Raw genomic sequence first — 19,246 nt, 5'->3', positions numbered from 1 at the left:
CGGCCTGATGAGGATCCAACCGAGCTAACGTGGCTATTGGATTTGCCAACGCCGGTCATCGTGCTGTGGTACACCCGGCGGCTGGCCGTGTTCGACACCGACTCTAAAGGGTATAAGTACGTTTACGCAGTGAGCGAATTTTGGAATACCTGGGAATGGTCAATCTGAGGGCCGTTCCGGGTACAAGGACAATATGGCCAGGCTGCGGCGGTTCCTCTGGGCTGTGGCGATCGTCGCGGCGGTCGTCTGCGTGCTTGCTGCTGTCGTGGTCACCTTCCAGGGGCCGCGCTCCGCTTTCGTGGGCGCGGCGCTCCAGACGACGCTCTTCCTGCGCGGCGGCTTTCATCTAGAACGCGGCGTAATCGACGTAGGATCCCACCGTCTGACAGCCGGCGACGTCAGGATCGTCGACCGCTTCGGCGGCCTCCTCTTCGCGGCGAAGCGCATCACGGTCGATTACGATCCTCGCGGCCTCTTCGGCGGCGGCGACCGCCGCTTTGGCGTTTCCAGGATCGAACTCATCGAGCCGGTGCTGCGCGTGGTGCGTCTGGCCTCCGGCGATTACAACACGTCGCCGTTGTTCGGGCAGACCAATAACGGACCTAAAGGTCCGTTGCCGCAAAACGGAAGTAAAGGTCCGTTGCTGCACTTGAGCCTGCGGATCGTCAACGGCAGAATCGATTTCCTCAACCCGACTGCGTTCGCAAAGCCGGGTCGCGCTTTCTCGCTCACGGAGTTGCAAAGCTTCGCGAGCATCGCGCAAGGGCAGCAATCCCTAGGCGCGCTGACGGGTCGCCTCGTGGCCGGTTCCAACTCGACGCCCATCACTGCGAAGCTGGTTGAAAAAGATCGGGTTGGTTACGCGGAGATCCGCATCGCGGCGCGCGGAGTCCCGGTCGCGCCGCTCGTCGATTACATCGCGTCGACTTCCGCGTTTGCGGTCGAAACCGGTTTCGCCGACGTCGAGCTGCGCGGCTACGCGCTCGGCTATGACGCGAACCAGGGTCCGCAGTGGCAATGGAGCGGCGTCGCTCCGATCCGAGACGGTCGCATTCGCTTCATCCCTCTCATCGCGCCGGTACGCTACATCTCCGGACGCTTGCGCTATAGCGGCGATATCCTCACGCTCGATGGCGTGCATGGGACCGCCGGGGGCATCCCGCTCCGGGGTTCCGGCGGCATGCGTCTTTTGAGCGGTTTCCGCTTCGCGCTCGCGGTCGATGCGGACGGCGCGCTCGAGCGCGCGGCTAAGCTATTCGCCTTTTCGATCCACAAGGACGCGCGCGGGCGCATCCGAGCGCACGTGCGTCTCGACGGCCCGATCGACGGCATCGACGTGAGCGGCTCGTTTGAATGCCCAGGCATCGCCACGCTTGCCGGCATTCCGCTGCGCCGCATCGCGGGCGCGTTCTTCTACAACAATGGCCACCTCGCGATTCAAAGCTTGAACGCGGGCTATGGCGCCGGCCAGGCATACTTAGAAGGAGACGTCGATCTTGCTCAGGCCGTGCCTGTGGGGACCTTTGTCGCCGTCGGGAGTTTGCCGTCATCACAAGTGCCGGTGGTCGCGGGCTTGGTGCACCACGGACGCGCCGAAACGCTCGCCCTGATCGAGGTGACCTCAAACTCGCTGCGCGGCTGGGGATACGCGCAAGTCAGCGACAAACGCACGAGCGTACGCACGATGTACGACGTCGCCCGTTCTGCGTACGTCATCGGGCCGGCGATCGCGCGCTGGCCCAACGGTGAGATCGCTTTTGCGACGACGGTCGATCGATTGCACACAGGGCGCGTGCTCAGCGCCGAGCTCGTCGCGACGCACGCACCGGTGAGCGTCGACGCATCGGACGTGCGCCTGCCCGGATTGTTCGGCGACGCGCCCGTGCGCACGCCGGCGATGGCAGGCACGCTCGACGGCGTCAGCGTCGTGCGATCAGGTTTCGATCTCGGCGCGGCGGACGGCTTAGTCAGACCAAAGCCGGGCACGCAACAGACCAATGCAAGTGTGCTCGATCTGCGCGCTCGCGGCGTCCAGGTGGCCGGCGCCGACCTCGGTGACGCAAAACTGCGCGCCGTTGGCAAAGGAAGCCGATTCGACATCCGCGAGGCGAGCGTTCACGGCCGCGACGCGACCATCGTTGCGAGCGGCACGGTCGACCTCGAGCCGGCGCGAGGCGCGTACGCAGCGGCGCTCGAGGGAGTGGTCAGCGCGGATCTGGCGCGCATTCCCCTTGTCTCCGCGGCCCGCGTAACCGGGCGGACACAGCTGCGCTTCGATGCATTGCTCGACGGCGACCGGTGGGCCGTGGCGGCCCGCTCGTCCAACTCAAATGCCTCGATCGCCGGCATCCCGATTGGCGCGGCGAATGCCGTCGCCGCGCGCAGCGGTGGAAAAACTACGATCGCTGCCGCCCTCAGCGCCGCGGGAGGCGACGTGGCACTCGCCGGCTCGAGCCCGGCGTCGGGGAATGACACCGTCGGATTGTGGGCGAGCGGCGTCAACGTCGCCGACTTGCAATCGCTCGGCGTGCGGCTCGATCGCGGCCAAGCGACCGTGCTCGGCGCGATTCAGGCCGGCCGGCGCGGGCCAGGCTTTACCGGCGCAGTGGCATTGAGCGATTCGTCCATTCAAGGCCTGCCGCTCGCCGCCGAACTCGACGTCAACTACGCGCCTGCGAACCTGGCAGCCACCGGACGCGTCGATCTTGCAGGCAGCCGGGCGGTCGTGAGCGGCAACGCGCTAGGTTTCACGTTTGGAAAAGATCTGTCCGGCGCGACGCTCGACTTTAACGGGTCCCTACACGAAGGCGATCTCGGGCGGTTGGTGGATCATTTTCTGCCGGCTTCGGCCGCCATGACCGGCAGCGTCGCCTCGGACTTCGCGATTCGCGGCACGCTCGCGCGCCCTTCGCTTTCCGGATCGCTTGCCACGAGTGAAGGCACCCTGCGGGGCGTCGCGTTCGGCGATTTGCAAACGGACGTCTCGGTGAACGGCCGCGTCGCGCGCCTCGACAATGGCCGCGTGCGTTTGGGCTCCTCGGCGTTTTCGTTCGGCGGCAGCCTCTCGCCCGGTCAGATCGACGTTCGCGCGGCCAGCAAGGCTGTCGATCTTTCGGATTTCAACGACTTTTTCAACGGGTATGATACGCTCGAAGGCACCGGCCGGGGCAACGTCGAGTTCGCGGTGTCACCCGGTCGCGCGCGCGCGAGCGGTTCGATCGGCATCACCGCCACGGAGATCGCCGGCGTTCCGCTGGGCTCGGTCAACGTCGTGTTCGGGGGCCGCCGCGGTTCCGTTCTCGCGAACGTGAGTCAAGACGGCGCGATCGGATCATCGTCGCTGAACGGGAGCGTCCGCTTTGCGAACGCCGCCACGCTGCTTCCCGATTTCTCGCAGGCGACATTCGACGTGAGCGGCCGCGTGAGCCGCCTCGACCTCGGCATCATCGCGCCGCTGGTGCGCCGTGAGGATCTCGGGCTCAGCGGCAAACTCGATGCGGCCGGCTCGATGCAAGGATCATTGAAGCACCCATCGGCGCACGCGAACTTCACCCTGCACGACGGCTACGTCCAAAAGCTGCAGATCCTCGTCGCATCCGGACGAGTCGACTCCAACGGCGTCATCACGCGTCTGTCGGGTGCGCAGCTATCAGTGCCGTACGCGGATGCCGGCGGCGACGTGACCTTCGGGCCGGGTGCGCGCATCGCGGGCACCGCGAAGATCAACGCCAAAGACCTCAGTCGCATCGCAATGCTCGTGCAACAACCCGGTGCGTTGACCGGCAGCGCCGCCGCAACCCTCGCGTTTTCCGGAACCGTAGCGCGCCCATACGTCAGCGCAGGCCTCCGGGCAGGCGCGGGGACGGCGTACGGGGTCGCGTTCGACAGCCTCAATGGCAGCGCGTCGTATGCCCCGGGCGAACTGAGCATCGGCGACACCGAATTGGTGCTGGCGCATCGCCATGGAACGCTCGCGCTCTCCGGAAGCCTGCCGCTGAAGCTGCAGCCGCTCGCACTGGGCCCCGCGCGCAAGGCCGTCAACATGCGTTTCACCGCCGCGGGTATCGACCTCGCCGCCTTTGATCCGCTCGTCGGCAAGAACAACTCGCTCGGCGGGATTTTGGATGTGCGCGTGTCGGCAGCCGGAAGCGCCGGGGCGCCCGACCTCGCGGGCAGCGCGACGCTGCGCAACGGATCCGTCAAGACCAGTGCGCAGGCGCTCACCGGCGTCAACGCCGACGTCGCCCTCGCCCAAGACACGCTGACGCTCCAGAAGTTCCACGGTGCGCTTGGGTCCGGCACCGTTGACGCTCGCGGCGCGGCGCACGTCGTCCCCGCAGTGGGCGTGCGTTCCGTCGCCGGATTGTCGTACTGGTCGCACGTCACCCTGCACAACGCGTCGATCGACGTGCCGCGCTGGGTCTCCGGCACCTTCGACGGCGATTTGAGTTTCACGAAATCCGGCGCGACGCCGTATCTCTCCGGAAACCTGACCATGCGCAACGCGACCATCCCGACCTCGGCGATCTTCGCGCTCGCGCAAGGGTTTGGTCAGACGAGCGCGCCGCCCGAGCATACGCTCATACCCGGAATCCCTACGCTCAAGCCCGGACAGATGGTGGCCTATGGCGGCCCGCTGTATCCGCCCGGCGAGCATCTCATCACCGGTGAGACGCCGCAAGCGCTGCCTGCGCCGCTCTTCGCCCTTCCATCCATTGATCTCGGACTGACCACCACGGCGCAGAACTTGCGCGTGCGCGGCGGCGCGATCGATCTCACCGGCGGCGGTACGCTCGTGATCGGCGGCAGCATCGGTGCGCCGACGCTGGCGGGCACGCTCGAAGCACGGCGCGGGCAAGTGAGCTACTTCGATACGGTCTTCCGCCTGGAGCGCGGCGTCGTCACGTTCACGCCGGAAGAAGGCTTGCTGCCGACCCTGGACGTCAAAGCTGTGACCAACGCCTCCGGACAGCGCATCGCAGTCGTGGTGACGGGACGCCTGGACAACCTCAACACCGATGTTTCTTCGGAACCGCCGCAAAGCCGCGATCAGATCATCGCGGCGCTGCTGCACGGCACGCAGATCGAATCCGTGCTCAATGGTCCGGCGGATGCGCAGTCGCAATTCGTGAACCTCGCGCAGAATTATTTCACCGCTGAACTGCAGCGCAGCGTGTTGTTCCCGTTCGAATCCGCACTCGCTCAATCGCTGAACATCGAAGAAGTCGCCTTCAATTTCGACGAACGCGGAAACCTGAACCTCGAAGTGCGCAAGTTCGTGACGCCGACGGTGGCGGCGATCTACCGGTCGTCGCTCTATTCTACATATCAATCGCAAGCCTACGGTTTCGCGTATGCGTTGCGCGATTATGCGTCGCTAGAATTCTTGCAGACGCAAGGCCCGACCGGCTTACAAAGCTACAAGCTCGACATACGTGTGACGTTCCGCTAAAGCGCCGCCGTGCAGGAATGTCCCTCAAATCCGGGAAGTCACGGAAGCATCGTACGAACGGCGACAGCGGCCAACGGGCTTACCCGAGGCAGCGGCGAACCGGGCCGCTGCTTGTGCGTTCCGGCGAGCACATCCCATAGCCCAGACGAGCGACCCGATGCGCGGAGAAACCACGCGCGCGTCTTGTAGCCGGTCCCGCAGTAGATGAGGAGCCCCCTGCCTGTGGCCTTAGTGATGCGTTTGGCGGTGGTAGTGTGCCTAGTCGCGGCCCTCGCGATCGCGGCGAACCCGCTAGCCACACCAGCCGCAAGCCAGCCGATCGTCACCGCGATCAACGTGCGCGGCAACGCCCACGTACCGACGGACAAGATCGCCGTCGTCATCCATTCCCAAGCCGGCCGGCCCCTCGACACGAAGCAATTGGCGGCCGATCAAGCGGCCATTGTGAATCTCGGTTACTTCTCAGACGTGCGCACCGACATCCGTGCGACGCCCGGCGGCGTGGCCGTCACGTTCATCGTCATCGAGAACCCGGTCGTGTCGAAGATCTTGTTCGACGGCAATACGCACGTCACCACGGAGATCCTCACCGCGCTGATGGACACCACCGCAGGCTCGGTGCTGAACACGAACACTTTGCGCGATGACGTCGCGAAGATCAACTCGTATTACGACAAGCTCGGCTACACCGGCACGCGGCACGTCGCCAACATCCACATCGACAAAGAAGGCACGCTCGCATTGGACGTCAAGGAAGGCGTGACGATCACGAAGATCGACGTGACCGGCAACACCGTCGTGCGCACCCCGGCGATTCTCGCGGTGATGAAGATAAAACCGGGCACCGTGTTCTCGCAGCAAGCCTTCGGCGATGATCTGCTCGCGATCGGGAATCTGTACAAAGATCTCGGACTGCAAGCCGTGGTCAGCGGCGATCCGGACGAAAAGAATCCCGGCGTGCTGAACGTGGCGATCTGCGAGGCGCGTGTCGGCGCCGTCGAGATCCAGGGCAATTCGAAGACCAAAGACTACGTGATCCGGCGCCTGCTGCGCATGAAACCCGGCGAGCTCGTCACCGACTCGCGGGTGCGCCGCGACTACGAGGCGATCAACAACACGCAATTCTTCAAGTCGGTCGACCTCGGCACGAAACCGTTCGCCGACAAGTGCGGTTACATCACGCTGGTCTGGACCGTCGTCGAACAGCGCACCGGAACGGCGAGCGTGGGCGTCAGCTACGGCGGCGGCGGTCAATACGGCCAAGGTCTGTCCGGCAGCATTTCATACTCCGAAAGCAATATCAACGGCACCGGCAACGGCGGCTCGATCAGCGCGCAGCGCGGCTCGCACGTCAGCGATGTCAGTCTGTCGTTCACCGTGCCGTACATCAAGAAGTTCAAGCCGAGTTCGGTCCAGGTGCAGCTCTTCAACAACGTGGTGATCAACCAGCCGTATCCGGTGTACAAGGAGCCGGGCAACAATCCGTTCTTCACGCTGTCGCCGGTCGGCGGCTCGCCCACGACGCCGCTCGTGGCGACGCCTGCGCCGGGAACGTTCAGCGGTCCGTGCGTCGCCGGCAGCACGCCGTGCAACAACGAGTTCGCCAATTACTCTTCACGCCAGGCGGGCATCGCGCTGTCACTTGGTCATCCGGTCGCCGACTACACGCGCCTGAGCTACGGCGTTTCCGCGACGCGGCTCTTCCAACAGTTCACCGCGCAGGGCTTCTCTCAGGACTTGCTGGATCTCCGCGGCGCCGTGTTGCAGCCGACGAGCACGACCAGCGGCGGCGTCGCGCAGCAGTCCGGCGCTTCCAACCTGCGCAGCGTCAATGCGGGGCTGATCCGAGACAGCCGCGACGACGTGGTCAACCCGCGTTCCGGCAGCACGGGTTCGGTCGCAGAAGAGGTATCGATCAAGGCATTCGGCTCCAACTATCGCTTCTCCAAGACCGACCTGGATGCGACGCGCTTTTGGCCGGTGCGCCGGCATTCGACCTTGGGCGTCCATCTCAACTTCGGCTTCTCGAGCAGCTACGATCCGTCGACCGGCGCAGGCCTGCCGTACAACGACCTCTTCAGTCTTTCAGACCAACAGCTGCGCGGCACGAAATTCGTCTACTACGGCGATCGCCAGATCCTCGGCCAAGTGGAATTGCGACTGCCGATCACGCAGGATCGCAAAGTCGGCGTGGTCTTCTTCGCGGACACCGGCGATGCTCCGTACGTCACCCCCATCGTGGGAGCGACGCCTGCGCCCACGCCCACGCCGCCATCCGGGCCGCACGCGCCGTTCCAACCGGCGGCGCTCCCGCAGGTGACGTACGTGCGTGCGCCGTTCCGCCTTAAGACCGACTTCGGCATCGGCATACGCCTCACGACGCCGCTGCTGCCGCAGCAGGTGCGCATCGATCTGGCCACGGGGAAACAAGGGTCGCACATCTCGTTCGGCTTCGGCCAAGCGTTCTAACGCCGGACCAGGCCGCTCCCCAAGGTCAGACAAACGCTACTATATAAGGATAGAAAACGGACGAACATGCAAAGCACTCATACCGCTTTTTGGACTGGGCGCATGCCCGCTTCAGGCGCCGTGGCGGCCGGCCTCGTACTCGCGCTCTTCATAGCGCTGGCGCCCCAGGCACTGGCGACGGACATCGTCGATATCGGCTTCGTCGACCAGCAGGCCCTGGGGAGTCTCAAACCGTTCGTCGACGCGCAGCGGCAATTCGCGCAGTACCGCGGGGGCATGAACGGCCAATTCATGGCGGCCGTCAAGGGCAAAAGCGACGCGGACAAGCAGAAGATCTTCAATGACTTCAACCAGAAGCTGGCGGCCAAACAGCACGAGCTCTTCGATCAACTGCTCGCCCGAGCCCAGACCGCCATCGCGGCGGTCGCGGCCAACAAGAGTCTCGGCGTCGTCGTGGACAAGCAGATCGTCGTCTTCGGCGGGCAAGAGATCACGGGCGATGTCATCGCGCTGTTCAACCAACCAGGCCAGGTCGTGCCGCCGGTCAACACGCCGCCGGCCTCCGAGGTCGGTTATGTGGATCAGAGCCAGCTCGACGCGCTGCCGAAGTTCAAGGCTGCCAACGACGAATTCATCCAGTACCGCCAGAAGCTGGGCGTGGATCTCACCAAGCAGAGCGCCGGCAAGACGGATTCGCAAAAGCAGCAGATCGTGGATTCGTTCAACAAGCAGCTCGCGGACGAGCAGAAGAAAGTAATCCAGCCCATCATCGATCAGACGCAGAAAGCCATCTCCGACGTCGCGCGGAAGAAGAACTTGATGCTCGTGATCGATATGGCCGATCGCGTATACGGCGGGACGGACGTCACGGCGGATGTCGTCGCAGCGCTCAAATAGCTTGCGAAGCTTCTGTTTTGTCGCGCTGGTTATCGCCGCGTGCCTGACCGGGTGCAACAAGCAGAGCAGTTCAGGCGGTCTGAGCTATCCCTCAGCGTCGCTGTTCACGATGCCGGCGGGCGGCGGTCAGGCCGGCTACGTCGACATGAGCAAGATCGTCACCGCGCATCCGCTGCATAACGAGATCGATTCGCTGCAGACGCAGATCGTGGCGCTCAATGCGCAGCAGCAACAAGCGCCGCAGGCGCAGACGCCAGAGCAGCGCGCCGCCGAGGCCGCGATGCAGCGCGAGCTCGCCGCGGCACAGGCGCAATTCCAAGAAGAGGTCGCACGGCGGCGCAGCTTCTACGAACAGCAAGAAGCCCAAGCGATCGCCGCGGTGCAAAACCGCGCGCTCGCCGGCACGAGCTCGACGCAGATCTCGGGCAACGTCCAGCAGCAATTCGGCGAACAAGTGAAACAGATCCAAACCGAGGCGGGCAAGGCCTTCGTCGAATATCAGAAATCGCTGTACAAGCAAGACAATCAGCACCTGGCGGAAGTGTCGCAGCGGCTCCACGCCGACGTGTTCGCCAAGATCCAAGACAAGCGCAACAAGCTCGAGACGGCGGAGACGGCATACCAGCTCAAATTGTCGCGCGAGGATCAAGACCAGAAGCTGAACCTCAAACTCAAACTCGACTCGAGCAACCTCACGCCCGAAGAGCGCGCGCAGTACGCCGGCCAGCTGCAGAACATCCAGACGCGTGAGGATGCGCTGATCAACCGGATGAAATCCCAAGACAACACCGAGCTCAAGAAGTACGAGGACGGTCTGCAGCGCGATGCGGCCAAGAGCTTCGACTCTGAGCGCAACGCCACCGCCGCTGCGACCCAGGCAAAACTTCAAGGCCGTCAACAGCAGATGAACGACCAGCTCAAGACGCAGGTGACCGGCATCGGCTCGAAGTTCCAGGAGCAGCTCAAGAGCGCGAACGAGACGCTGGCGAAGAATCCGAAAGTGAAGGCGGACATCGACCGCATCCACTCGGAACAGCAAGCCAAGTATACCGCCGAATTCAACAAGTCGATGGCGTCGTACGCGGACACGCGCAAATCGCTCGTCGCGAAGTACAGCGCTATCGCGCACATGCAGTTCCAAGACAACGCCGCGCTCGCTGACGAGGTGAACCGGCTCGCGCAGCAGCGCCGTGATCTGCTCGACAAGATCGTCGAGCAGGTGCGGCAGCAGATCGCCGTCATCGCTCAGAAGCAAGGCGTGGGTGTCGTCCTCACATCCGTGCGCGGAGCGGGCTCGGCCGTTGACCTGACGGACCAAGTGACCCAAGCGGTCGCGGCGCTGCCGTCGCCCGCGCCTTCACCAACGCAATCCGGGGGATGAATGAATAATACTCTCTTTCATAGCGCGCTGCGAGCGAAGCTCGCGTCCATGCTGCTGGTGCTGCTCGTCGCGGTCATGCTAGGCGGCTGCGCGCATGCGCACTCGAAAGTCGCGGTCGTCAACGTCACGAGCATCGAGCAGCATTGGCCGAAATTCATCAACTACGCCAACCAGTTGCAGGCGAACTACAATAGCATCATCACGGCGAAGATGAGCCCGTCGGAGCGACAGCGGCAAATACTGCAGTTCCAGCAACAAGAGCATCGCTGGCAGAACGAAGTGACCGATGAAGTGCGCGGCGTCGTCAAGGACATCGCCGCACAGCGTCACTACGAGCTGGTGGTGACGCGCCAGGGCGTGGCCTACGGTGGCGACGACATCACGGACGACGTCGAAAAGGCGCTGAAGATCACGCCGGTATCTCCGTCGCCGGGTAAATAGACCGGCTCGCCTTGATAGCGCGCACCGTCGGCGAACTTGCGGCGCTTGCCGGCGCGACCGTGTCGGGCGACGCGGGGCTGCCGGTCGAACGCGTCAGCGCCGTCGATGAAGCCGTCGCAGGCACGCTGACCTTCGCGGTCGACGCGAAGTGGATCGACAGAGCGCTTGCTTCAAAAGCGTCGGCCGTCATCGTGCCCGCAGCGGTGACCGTCTCCGACGCGCGCGGCAAGACGTTGATCGTCGCAGCGGATGTGCGCGCGGCGCTCGCCTCCATCCTGGCATCCTTTGCGCCGCCGCTGCCGCACGCTGATTTCACGCATCCCTCGGCGATCATCGAGGCAGACGTGCAGCGCGGCGCGCAAGTCTGGATCGGCGCGGGCGCGATCGTTCGCAGCGGCGCGACGCTGGGCGACGGCGCGATCCTGCTTCCCGGGGCCTATGTCGGTGTGAACGCGCGCATCGGCGCGCGCACCCTGCTCCATCCGCGCGCGTGCGTGCTCGATGCGTGCGTCATCGGTGACGACTGCATCCTGCACTCGAATTGCGTGATCGGCAGCGACGGTTTCGGCTTCGTGCGCGTGGGCAAAGAACAGATCAAGATCCCGCAGATCGGCAACGTGGTCATCGGCGACCGCGTGGAGATCGGCGCTTGCTCGACCATCGATCGGGCGGTGACTGGATCGACCGTGGTGGGCAGCGGGACCAAAATCGACAATCTCGTGCAGATCGGACACAATGTTCAGATCGGCGAAGACGGCACGCTGTGCGCGCAAGTCGGCATCGCGGGATCGACGAAGGTCGGCGCAGTCGTGACCATGGCCGGACAGGTCGGCGTGAACGGGCACATCGAGATCTGCGACGGCGCGATTTTCGGAGGCCAATCAGGCATCGTCGGTTCGATCAAGAACGCAGGCACGTACTGGGGCACGCCGGCAGTCGCGTATCGTGAAGAGATGCAGCAGAAGGTCATGCTTCGAAAACTGCCTAAGCTCGCCGAACAGGTCGCGGCGCTGTCAGCACTCGTGGACGAGTTGCGCAAACAACGCTAGAGCCGAACGGGATGGACGCACACCTCCAGCATACGCTCGCAAACGAGTTCACGGTGTCGGGCGTGGGCCTGCACACCGGGTCTCAATCCCGCGTCACCATATCACCCGCGCCGGCCAACGCCGGCATTTCTTTTGTCCTCGCCGACGGCTCGCGAATCGCAGCGACGCCGGAGGTGGTCCGCTCGACCACGCGCTGCACGACGGTCGCCTCTGCGACCGCTGAACTGCATACCGTCGAACACGTGCTTGCCGCGCTGGTCGGCATGGAGATCGACAACGCGATCATCGCCGTGGCTGGGCCCGAAGTGCCCATACTCGACGGCAGCGCGCTGCCCTTCGCGCAAGCGCTCGCCGACGGGGGCTCGCTCGAGCAGAAAGTTCCGCGTCGCGAGATGATCGTGCGCTCGCCGTCCTGGCATCGCGATGGCGATAAGCTGCTGGTCATCGTACCCGCGCGCGACCTCACCATCAATTTCTTCGTCGCGTTTCCGGAGCCGGTCGGCATACAGTTCTTGCAGACGCCGCCACTGACGCCCGACTATTTCCTGCGCGAGATCGCGCCGAATCGGACGTTCGGATTCCGCGCCGAAGTCGAAGCGCTGCACGCACAAGGCCTGGCGCTCGGGGGCGCGCTGGACAACGCAGTCGTCATCGAGCGTGACGGCTACGCGGGACCGCTGCGTTTCCCGGATGAGATCGTGCGTCACAAGGCCCTCGATCTCATCGGAGATTTCGGACTGATCGGCGCGCGTTTGCGCGGCGAGGTGATCGCGCTGAAATCAGGTCACGCGCTGCACGTCGCAGCCGCGCAATCGCTGCGCGCCCCCCTCGCCGCCGCATTGTAAACGACGACTTCATGCGAGCATTTGACCTTGCAGGTTGAACGAGTTCCTGGTTTTCGCATTGTCGTCGCATCGGATCCGTTGTTCGAAAAACTGATTGCCGAAGTATACTTCAACGACGAAATTGTCGCAATAGTTAGTGAAGAGCGGGGCGAGGCTGTCTTCGACCTAGAGATCTGGCCCAAGAAGGACGGCTCGATATGGACATTTGAGCTAGTCGCTTTCCAAGAGGCCGTCACCAGGGCTGAAAGTCGCCTTCGCAGACTCGACGATACGTCCAAATAGGCGCGGCGACCCCGTGACGCAAGGGCGGAGGATTGGCACGGACCTAAAGGTCCGTGGCTACGCTAAAGTCTTCGCTCGGAACGCTACATTCCAATGACGGGACGCGGTCACCTCACGGCGAATTGGACAGGCATGCCGGCGCATAGCGCCGGCCTCTGGAGGCTACGCACGTGGCATATGTCGATATCCGCTCCATTATGGAGATCCTACCGCATCGCTATCCGATGCTCCTCATCGACCGCATAACCGAACTCGAACACCTCAAGCGCGCGGTCGGTTTCAAGAACGTCACCTTCAACGAACCGTTCTTCACCGGGCACTTCCCGAACAACCCGGTCATGCCGGGCGTGATCATCATCGAGGCGATGGCGCAGCTCGGGGGCACCGTCATTATGGAGCCGAACAGTTCGGCGACGACGGTGCCGTATCTCGTCGGCGTCGACAAATTCAAGTTCCGTCGGCCCGTCATTCCCGGCGACACGCTCCGCATGGAGGTGAACCTGCTGTGGACGAAGATGAATTATGGACGCCTCGCCGCCGAAACGCGCGTAGGCGACCAACTCGTATGCAGTGGTGAGCTGACCTTTTCGGTCGTCACGGATGCGCGGCTCTTCAAGCTCGACGCGTCCGTGCTGCACATGTGATGGGGACCGCGCGAGTGCCTTCGGTCAACGTCTACTCATTGAACGTGCACCCGACCGCGGTGGTGCATCCAAGTGCGAAGCTAGGCCGAGGCACGGAGATCGGCCCGTACTGTTTGATCGGCGAGAACGTCACGATCGGTGATGGCACGCGCCTGCTCGCCAACGTCGTCGTGCTGGGCCACACCAGGATCGGGTGCGACAATACGGTGTATCCTTTTTCGGTGATCGGCGGCGCGTCGCAGGACAAGAAGCATCGCGGCGAAGTATCGTACGTCCGTATCGGCGATCGTAATATCCTCCGAGAATACGTCACCATCAATCGCGGCACTGACCCCGAATCCGAGACCGTCATCGGCTCCGACAACCACTTGCTTGCCTACGCGCACATCGCGCACGACTGCCGCATCGGCAACAACGTCGTGATGTCGAATCTCTCGCAGCTCGCAGGGCACGTCAGCGTGGGCGACGGCGCCAATCTCGGCGGCATGGTCGGCGTCCACCAATTCGTGCGCATCGGTCGCCTGTCGTTTCTCGGCGGCCGCAGCAAGATCTTGAAAGATGTGCCGCCTTTTTTCCTCATCGAGGGCAATCCGGCGTCGGTGCGCGGGCTCAACCGCGTCGGACTCAAACGAAACGCCATCGCGCCCGAGGCGATCTCCGAGCTCAAGGAAGCGTATCGGCTGCTGTATATGGGGGACGATCGCCAGTCCACCGTGATCGAACGGCTGCGCGCATCCATGGTCACGTCCGAAGGCAAAGAGCTGCTCACGTTTTTCGAAACAGCTTCGGAACGCGGCATCACGAGCAACGCCGGCCGGCGCGGCGGCCGCGCGCGCGAACACGCCACGGAGGAAGACCCGGGCGCGGCCTAAAGTGACGGCCCTCGCTCCGGCCGACCTCGTGCTACTGGCCGGCGAGGCGTCGGGCGATCTGCTAGGCGCCCTGCTGCTGCGCGAGATGCGCGCGTTGCGACCGGATTTGCGCTGCGAGGCGATCGGCGCGCAGCGGCTGCTCGATGCGGGCGCAGCGCTGCTCGCTGATTCAAGCGAATGGGCCAGCATCGGGCCGATCTCCGCGCTCGGCAAGATCCCCGTGCTCTATCTCACCATGCTGTGGATGGCCCGGCGCTTCGCGAAGCAGCCGCCGAGGTTGCTCGTGCCGATCGACTTCGGCGCTTTCAATCTGCGCCTCATCATGCGTTTGCGCCGCGGCCAATATCGCGGCAGGATCATCTACTACTTCCCGCCGGGCGCGTGGCTGTTCAACGAACGACAGGCGCGCGACGTGGCGGCGGCGGCCACACCGGTCGCGACGTTCCCGCAGCAGCGCGATTTCTACCGCAGCCTTTCCTTGCCGGTGGAGTATTTCGGGCACCCTCTCGTGTCGGCCATCGCCCCGCGCAGCCTGCAGCCGCCGTCCGGCGGCACGAACATCATCGCCTACCCAGGCAGCCGCAAAGAAGAGGTCGACCTGCTCCTGCCCGTCATCGCTCGCACGGCCAAGCAGCTCGCCTCAGAGCGCGGCGCGACGTTCACGATAGCCGCCTCGTCGAGGGCGCGCGCGAAACAGATCGAAACGCTCTGGGCGCGCGCGGACGGCCCGGCCGCTGCAACCATCGTGCGCGGCGATGCGATCGAGACCTCGCGCGATAGCGCACATCTGGCGTGGGTCGCGTCGGGCACCGCGGTGCTCGAGGTCGCACTGCGAGCGATCCCACAAATCGCGTTCTATAAGATCTCGGCGGCGCAATATCGCATCGCACAGCGTCGCGTGCCGCAATTCGTGCACGGACCGATCACGCTGCCGAACCTCGTGTTGGGGCGACCGGTGGTGCCCGAGCTGCTGCAAGGCGATTTCACGCCCGAACGCCTCCACGAACTGACCGAGCGCTACTTGGACGACCCGCGTCCGCGAGCCGAACAAGCGGCCGTCTACGCCGAACTGCGCGCCGCGCTCGGTCCGCCCGACGCGCTGCGACGAATCGCCCGATTCATGCTCGAGCAAATGCCTGCGTGAGCGTCCTCATCTATCACACGTCCGACGTGCACGACCGGCGCGGTTTCGGCGAGCGGCTGGCCAAGATCGTGGAACCGGACGCGCTGCGCGTCGATTGCGGCGACAGCCTGCGCGGATCGTCGACCATCTACCGCCGGAACGAGCCGGTCATGCAAGAGTTCGCTGCCGCGAGGTATAGCGCCCAAGCCGTCGGCAACCGGGAGTTCCATTATCTGCACGCCTGCTTCTCGGCGCGCGCGCGGGCGATGCCCATGCCTATGATCTGCTCGAACCTGCTCGATCTTTGGGGGCGCACGCCCCCGTTCGTCCGGTCGCTGCGCCTCAGCGCCGGTGATACCGACATACGTCTCGTGGCGCTTCTCGCGCCGCAGTACCGCACGGGCAGCGGCTGGGAAGCGATATTCGGCTGGCGATTTCTGAGCACGCACGCGGCGCTCGACGAGATGCTCGCGCTGCCGGAGCCGGCCGACGCCACTATCTTGCTCTCGCATCTGGGACTGGCTGCCGATCGGGAGATAGCTTCGCGCTATCCCTCATTGTCCGCGATCATCGGCGGTCACAGCCACGAAACGCTCGAGCTTCCGGAGGTCGTGAACGGCGTGCCGATCGCGCACGCCGGTCCTTATGCGCGCTTCGCCGGGCGCTTGGAACTCGCGCCGGACGGAGCCGGCCGCTTGCGACTGGCATCATACCGGTTGGTGCCGTTGCTGGAAGCCGCCGCGCGATGAGCGCACCCGACATCCTGCTCGTGAGCAATGGTTTTGGCGAGGCTGCCATCGCGGGGTACCTCGCGCGTGAGATCGCGCGCAGCGCGCCGGATGCGAAAATCGAACACATGCCGCTGGTCGGCAATACGAACCAGAATCAGGCCTGGCACACCACAAACGTCGGACCGCTCGCCGCGATGCCGAGCGGGGGGCTCATTGCTTATTGGAATTTCGCAAACCTGATCCGCGACGTTCGCGCCGGACTCATCGGCCTGACGCTGCGTCAGTATGCATTCCTGGGCCGCCAGCGCAAGCGCAGCGTGGTGGTCGCGGTCGGCGATGTCTATTGTCTGGCAGCGTGTCTTTTCTTCGCGCGGCGTCCGACCGTGTTCGTGGCGACGGCCAAGTCCCAACACGTGGCGCCGCATTCGCCGCTCGAGATCGGCATCGCGCGCCGAGCCAACATCGTCTTCGCGCGCGACGCGGCCACGGCGCAAGCGCTGCTCAGCCGCGGCGTGCGCGCAGAGTATGCGGGCAACCTCATGATGGACGGGCTTGAGCCCGGCCGGACGCCGCTCCCGGTCAGGGACGATGCGATTCGCTTGGGCGTGCTGCCGGGCAGCCGGGCTGACGCGGCGGCGAACGCGGGCACCGCGACGCGGCGCCTGCTGGCCATCGCGCGGTTGTTGAAAACGCGCGGGGCTGCGGTTCAGGCGTTCATGTCCATCGCGCCGAGCGTGGAGATTGAAGCAGTGCTCGAAGCCAGCGCGGCCGCGGGGATCAGCATGGCGCCGACCGGTGCGCGCGACGGCGTCATCGCCAGAGGAGAGGCGGAGAATCTTGAAGTGCTCGCCGTCTCGGGAGCGTTCGGCGATTTGTTGCGCGCCTCGCAAATCGTGCTCGGACAAGCCGGCACCGGAAACGAGCAGGCGGCCGGCCTCGGCCGCCCGGTCGTCGCATCGGCCGAAAGCGGCGAACGCCCCGGGAGAATCGGCTGGTATCGGATGCGCCAGCAGCGTCTGCTTGGCGACGCCCTGCTCGTCGTCGGCGGCGACGAGATCGAATTTGCGGCGAGCGTCGTGGCGCTGCTGGACGACCCGGCCCGCAAAGCCGCGATGGCCCGCCTGGGTCAAGAGCGCATGGGGCAGCCCGGCGGCGCAGCCGCAGTCGCAAAGGCCGTGCTGGCGCAGGCGTCGCAGAACACCGCCTGATGCAATCGACGTCGCTCGCCAGAGCCGCGCAAGCCGCGCTGCCATTGACCTGCGGCATCCTGCTGCCGGTCATGCCGATGCTCGTGCTGCTGGCCGACGTGCTGCCGCGCGGGGTGGCGATCGGCGGTCGCGCCTACGCCGTGGCTCTGGCGATCATCGTGACGATCGCCGCCCTCACCTCTGTTTGCGGGCTCATCGCGGAGCGCGGTTGGCGCGCGCTCGCGCGGCCGCCGCTTGCTCTGCCCCTCGCCGCGATGGTAGCGACCGCCATGCTCGCCGGCGTGGCCGGCGTTTCTTTGCGCACGAGCTCGTTCGAGATCGTCTGCGAGTTCGGCGATCTGATCGCGCTCGTGATCTTCTGGTGGACGATGTCCGACGAGCACATGCGTCGCCGCTGGCTCGCCTTGTATTTCGCTTCGGGAATCATCGCGACGGTTTTCGCGATCGCGCTGACGCTCACGCGCCACCCTCCCGCAGCGTTCGCCTACCAGCACGGCCGCGCCGCCGGCACGTTCTTGCAACCCAACGAGTTCGGCGGATATCTGCTCTTCCTTGTGCCGCTCGGGCTCGCGCAGCTGGGCGCGACGCCGCTGCTGCGGCGCTTGGGCCTCTCCGCTGCGGTCGTCGGCATCATCGGGCTCGCGCTATGCGTTTCTCGCGCGGCGTGGCTGGGCTCGATCGTGGGCTTGCCGCTGCTCATCGTGCGTTTCGGGCGGCGCGCCATGCTGCTGTATATCGGCGCGGCTGCCCTTGCGCTGATCCTCGGCACGACGACGTTTCGCGACGTGCAGCACGACCCGAGTGAGAACACTTCGCGCATCGCGGTCTGGCGCGGAGCGCTGCGCATGGTGGAACGCTTCGCGCTCACCGGCGTCGGACCGATCGCGTTTAGTCGCGTCTACCCGATGCTCAAAGAACCAGACGCCGCGGTCGATGAGGTCCACGCGCACGACCTGCCGCTCAACGTCCTGGTGGAAAACGGCATCTTAGGGTTCGCCGCGTTCGTGTGGACGGTCGTCGCCGCGATCCGAGCTGCGCGCGCCACCGGCAAGCGCATACCACCGACCGATCGCGAGCGCGTGCTGCTCTTCTATGGACTCTCGGCGGCCTTCGTCGCATCCGCCGTGCAAAACGCGGTCGACGTCGTTTCGACCTTCGTGTTCTTGCTGTGGTGGCCCATGCTGGGGCTCATGACGGCGCTCGCGCCCGAAGCAGCGACCGAAAAGCAAGAAGCCGGCGCGGATCAAGCGCGAGCACCGGTCGCACAGCCACAACTCGCTCCGCTCGCTCTCGCCACTCCGGTAGTCCTCGGCCTGCTGCTCGCCGGGTGCAGTTGGCTCTCCGCCAACGGGCCGCGTCCGCCGAGCCCGACGGCGACCGTGATACCGCCGCAGCCGGCGTATTACGTCGTGGCACGCAGTCGCGGAGACCAGCAAGTCGAGATCAGCGACACCCAGCACGGCCAGACGATATATCTGCTCCAGGCGAGTCGTGTCGGTTATCTCACCAGCCGCTCCAAGGGCTCGCTTTCCAACATCAAGCTGTTCTTCTTCAAAGGAAGAACGGTGCGGGCACGACTAACCGCCCCGGCAGCGTTCGTGGATCCATCGTCCCGCAATGTCGGTTTGGCAGGGGGTGTCGAAGCTTACGGCACCAACGGCGCAGCTTTGCTCGCCGACCGCATGGCGTACGATGCTAAGAGCCACTTGCTGACCGCCACCGGTCACGTGAAGGCGACCGACGAAAAAGGCAACTCGTTCTCCGGCAATCGCGCCGAAGCGGACCTCGACCTGCAGACCATTCGCGTGTTCGGCAGCAATGGATCCCAATCCATGAGCATCGGTAAATGACG

14 protein-coding genes are annotated in these 19,246 nt (G+C 64.8%); all 14 read left to right on the top strand.

Annotated features, from left to right (window positions below; genetic code table 11):
- The first annotated feature begins 193 nt into the window (after positions 1-193).
- The gene (locus VN934_00915) at positions 194-5,452 is read left to right on the top strand and encodes a translocation/assembly module TamB domain-containing protein (protein ID HXM17353.1); all 5,259 of its coding nucleotides are present in this window, start codon (positions 194-196) and stop codon (positions 5,450-5,452) included.
- A gap of 252 nt (positions 5,453-5,704) precedes the next feature.
- Positions 5,705-7,921, top strand: coding sequence for a POTRA domain-containing protein (locus VN934_00910; protein HXM17352.1), 2,217 nt, complete (start codon positions 5,705-5,707; stop codon positions 7,919-7,921).
- Positions 7,922-8,023: 102 nt separating this feature from the next.
- Positions 8,024-8,818, top strand: a complete 795-nt coding sequence (locus tag VN934_00905) for an OmpH family outer membrane protein (GenBank protein ID HXM17351.1) — start codon at positions 8,024-8,026, stop codon at positions 8,816-8,818.
- Position 8,819: 1 nt separating this feature from the next.
- The gene (locus tag VN934_00900) at positions 8,820-10,199 is read left to right on the top strand and encodes a hypothetical protein (protein HXM17350.1); all 1,380 of its coding nucleotides are present in this window, start codon (positions 8,820-8,822) and stop codon (positions 10,197-10,199) included.
- Entirely contained in the window at positions 10,200-10,640 is a 441-nt protein-coding gene (locus tag VN934_00895) for an OmpH family outer membrane protein (GenBank protein ID HXM17349.1), read from the top strand.
- Between the two features lie 11 nt (positions 10,641-10,651).
- Positions 10,652-11,689, top strand: a complete 1,038-nt coding sequence (gene lpxD, locus VN934_00890; protein ID HXM17348.1) for a UDP-3-O-(3-hydroxymyristoyl)glucosamine N-acyltransferase — start codon at positions 10,652-10,654, stop codon at positions 11,687-11,689.
- Between the two features lie 11 nt (positions 11,690-11,700).
- Positions 11,701-12,534 carry a UDP-3-O-acyl-N-acetylglucosamine deacetylase gene (lpxC, locus tag VN934_00885; GenBank protein ID HXM17347.1) on the top strand — a complete coding sequence of 278 codons (834 nt, stop codon included), beginning with the start codon at positions 11,701-11,703 and terminating at the stop codon, positions 12,532-12,534.
- A 21-nt stretch (positions 12,535-12,555) separates the two neighbouring features.
- Entirely contained in the window at positions 12,556-12,816 is a 261-nt protein-coding gene (locus VN934_00880) for a hypothetical protein (protein HXM17346.1), read from the top strand.
- A 170-nt stretch (positions 12,817-12,986) separates the two neighbouring features.
- A complete protein-coding gene (gene fabZ / locus VN934_00875) occupies positions 12,987-13,460 on the top strand; it encodes a 3-hydroxyacyl-ACP dehydratase FabZ (GenBank protein HXM17345.1) in 474 nt (157 codons plus the stop codon).
- Positions 13,460-14,332 carry an acyl-ACP--UDP-N-acetylglucosamine O-acyltransferase gene (gene lpxA / locus VN934_00870; protein ID HXM17344.1) on the top strand — a complete coding sequence of 291 codons (873 nt, stop codon included), beginning with the start codon at positions 13,460-13,462 and terminating at the stop codon, positions 14,330-14,332. Before fabZ ends, lpxA begins: the two co-directional genes overlap by 1 nt.
- 1 nt (position 14,333) lies before the next feature.
- A complete protein-coding gene (locus VN934_00865) occupies positions 14,334-15,476 on the top strand; it encodes a hypothetical protein (protein HXM17343.1) in 1,143 nt (380 codons plus the stop codon).
- A complete protein-coding gene (locus VN934_00860; GenBank protein ID HXM17342.1) occupies positions 15,473-16,204 on the top strand; it encodes a hypothetical protein in 732 nt (243 codons plus the stop codon). The genes VN934_00865 and VN934_00860 overlap by 4 nt, the downstream gene beginning before the upstream one ends.
- Positions 16,201-17,394 carry a lipid-A-disaccharide synthase-related protein gene (locus VN934_00855; GenBank protein ID HXM17341.1) on the top strand — a complete coding sequence of 398 codons (1,194 nt, stop codon included), beginning with the start codon at positions 16,201-16,203 and terminating at the stop codon, positions 17,392-17,394. The genes VN934_00860 and VN934_00855 overlap by 4 nt, the downstream gene beginning before the upstream one ends.
- The gene (gene lptC / locus VN934_00850; protein ID HXM17340.1) at positions 17,394-19,244 is read left to right on the top strand and encodes an LPS export ABC transporter periplasmic protein LptC; all 1,851 of its coding nucleotides are present in this window, start codon (positions 17,394-17,396) and stop codon (positions 19,242-19,244) included. Before VN934_00855 ends, lptC begins: the two co-directional genes overlap by 1 nt.
- Positions 19,245-19,246 lie beyond the last annotated feature (2 nt).

It is taken from the genome of Candidatus Tumulicola sp. (genome assembly GCA_035601835.1).
In the GTDB taxonomy this organism is placed as follows: domain Bacteria; phylum Vulcanimicrobiota; class Vulcanimicrobiia; order Eremiobacterales; family Eremiobacteraceae; genus DATNNM01.
Note: the sequence above shows the minus strand (reverse complement) of the source record. Positions and strands in the feature narration are given on the sequence as shown.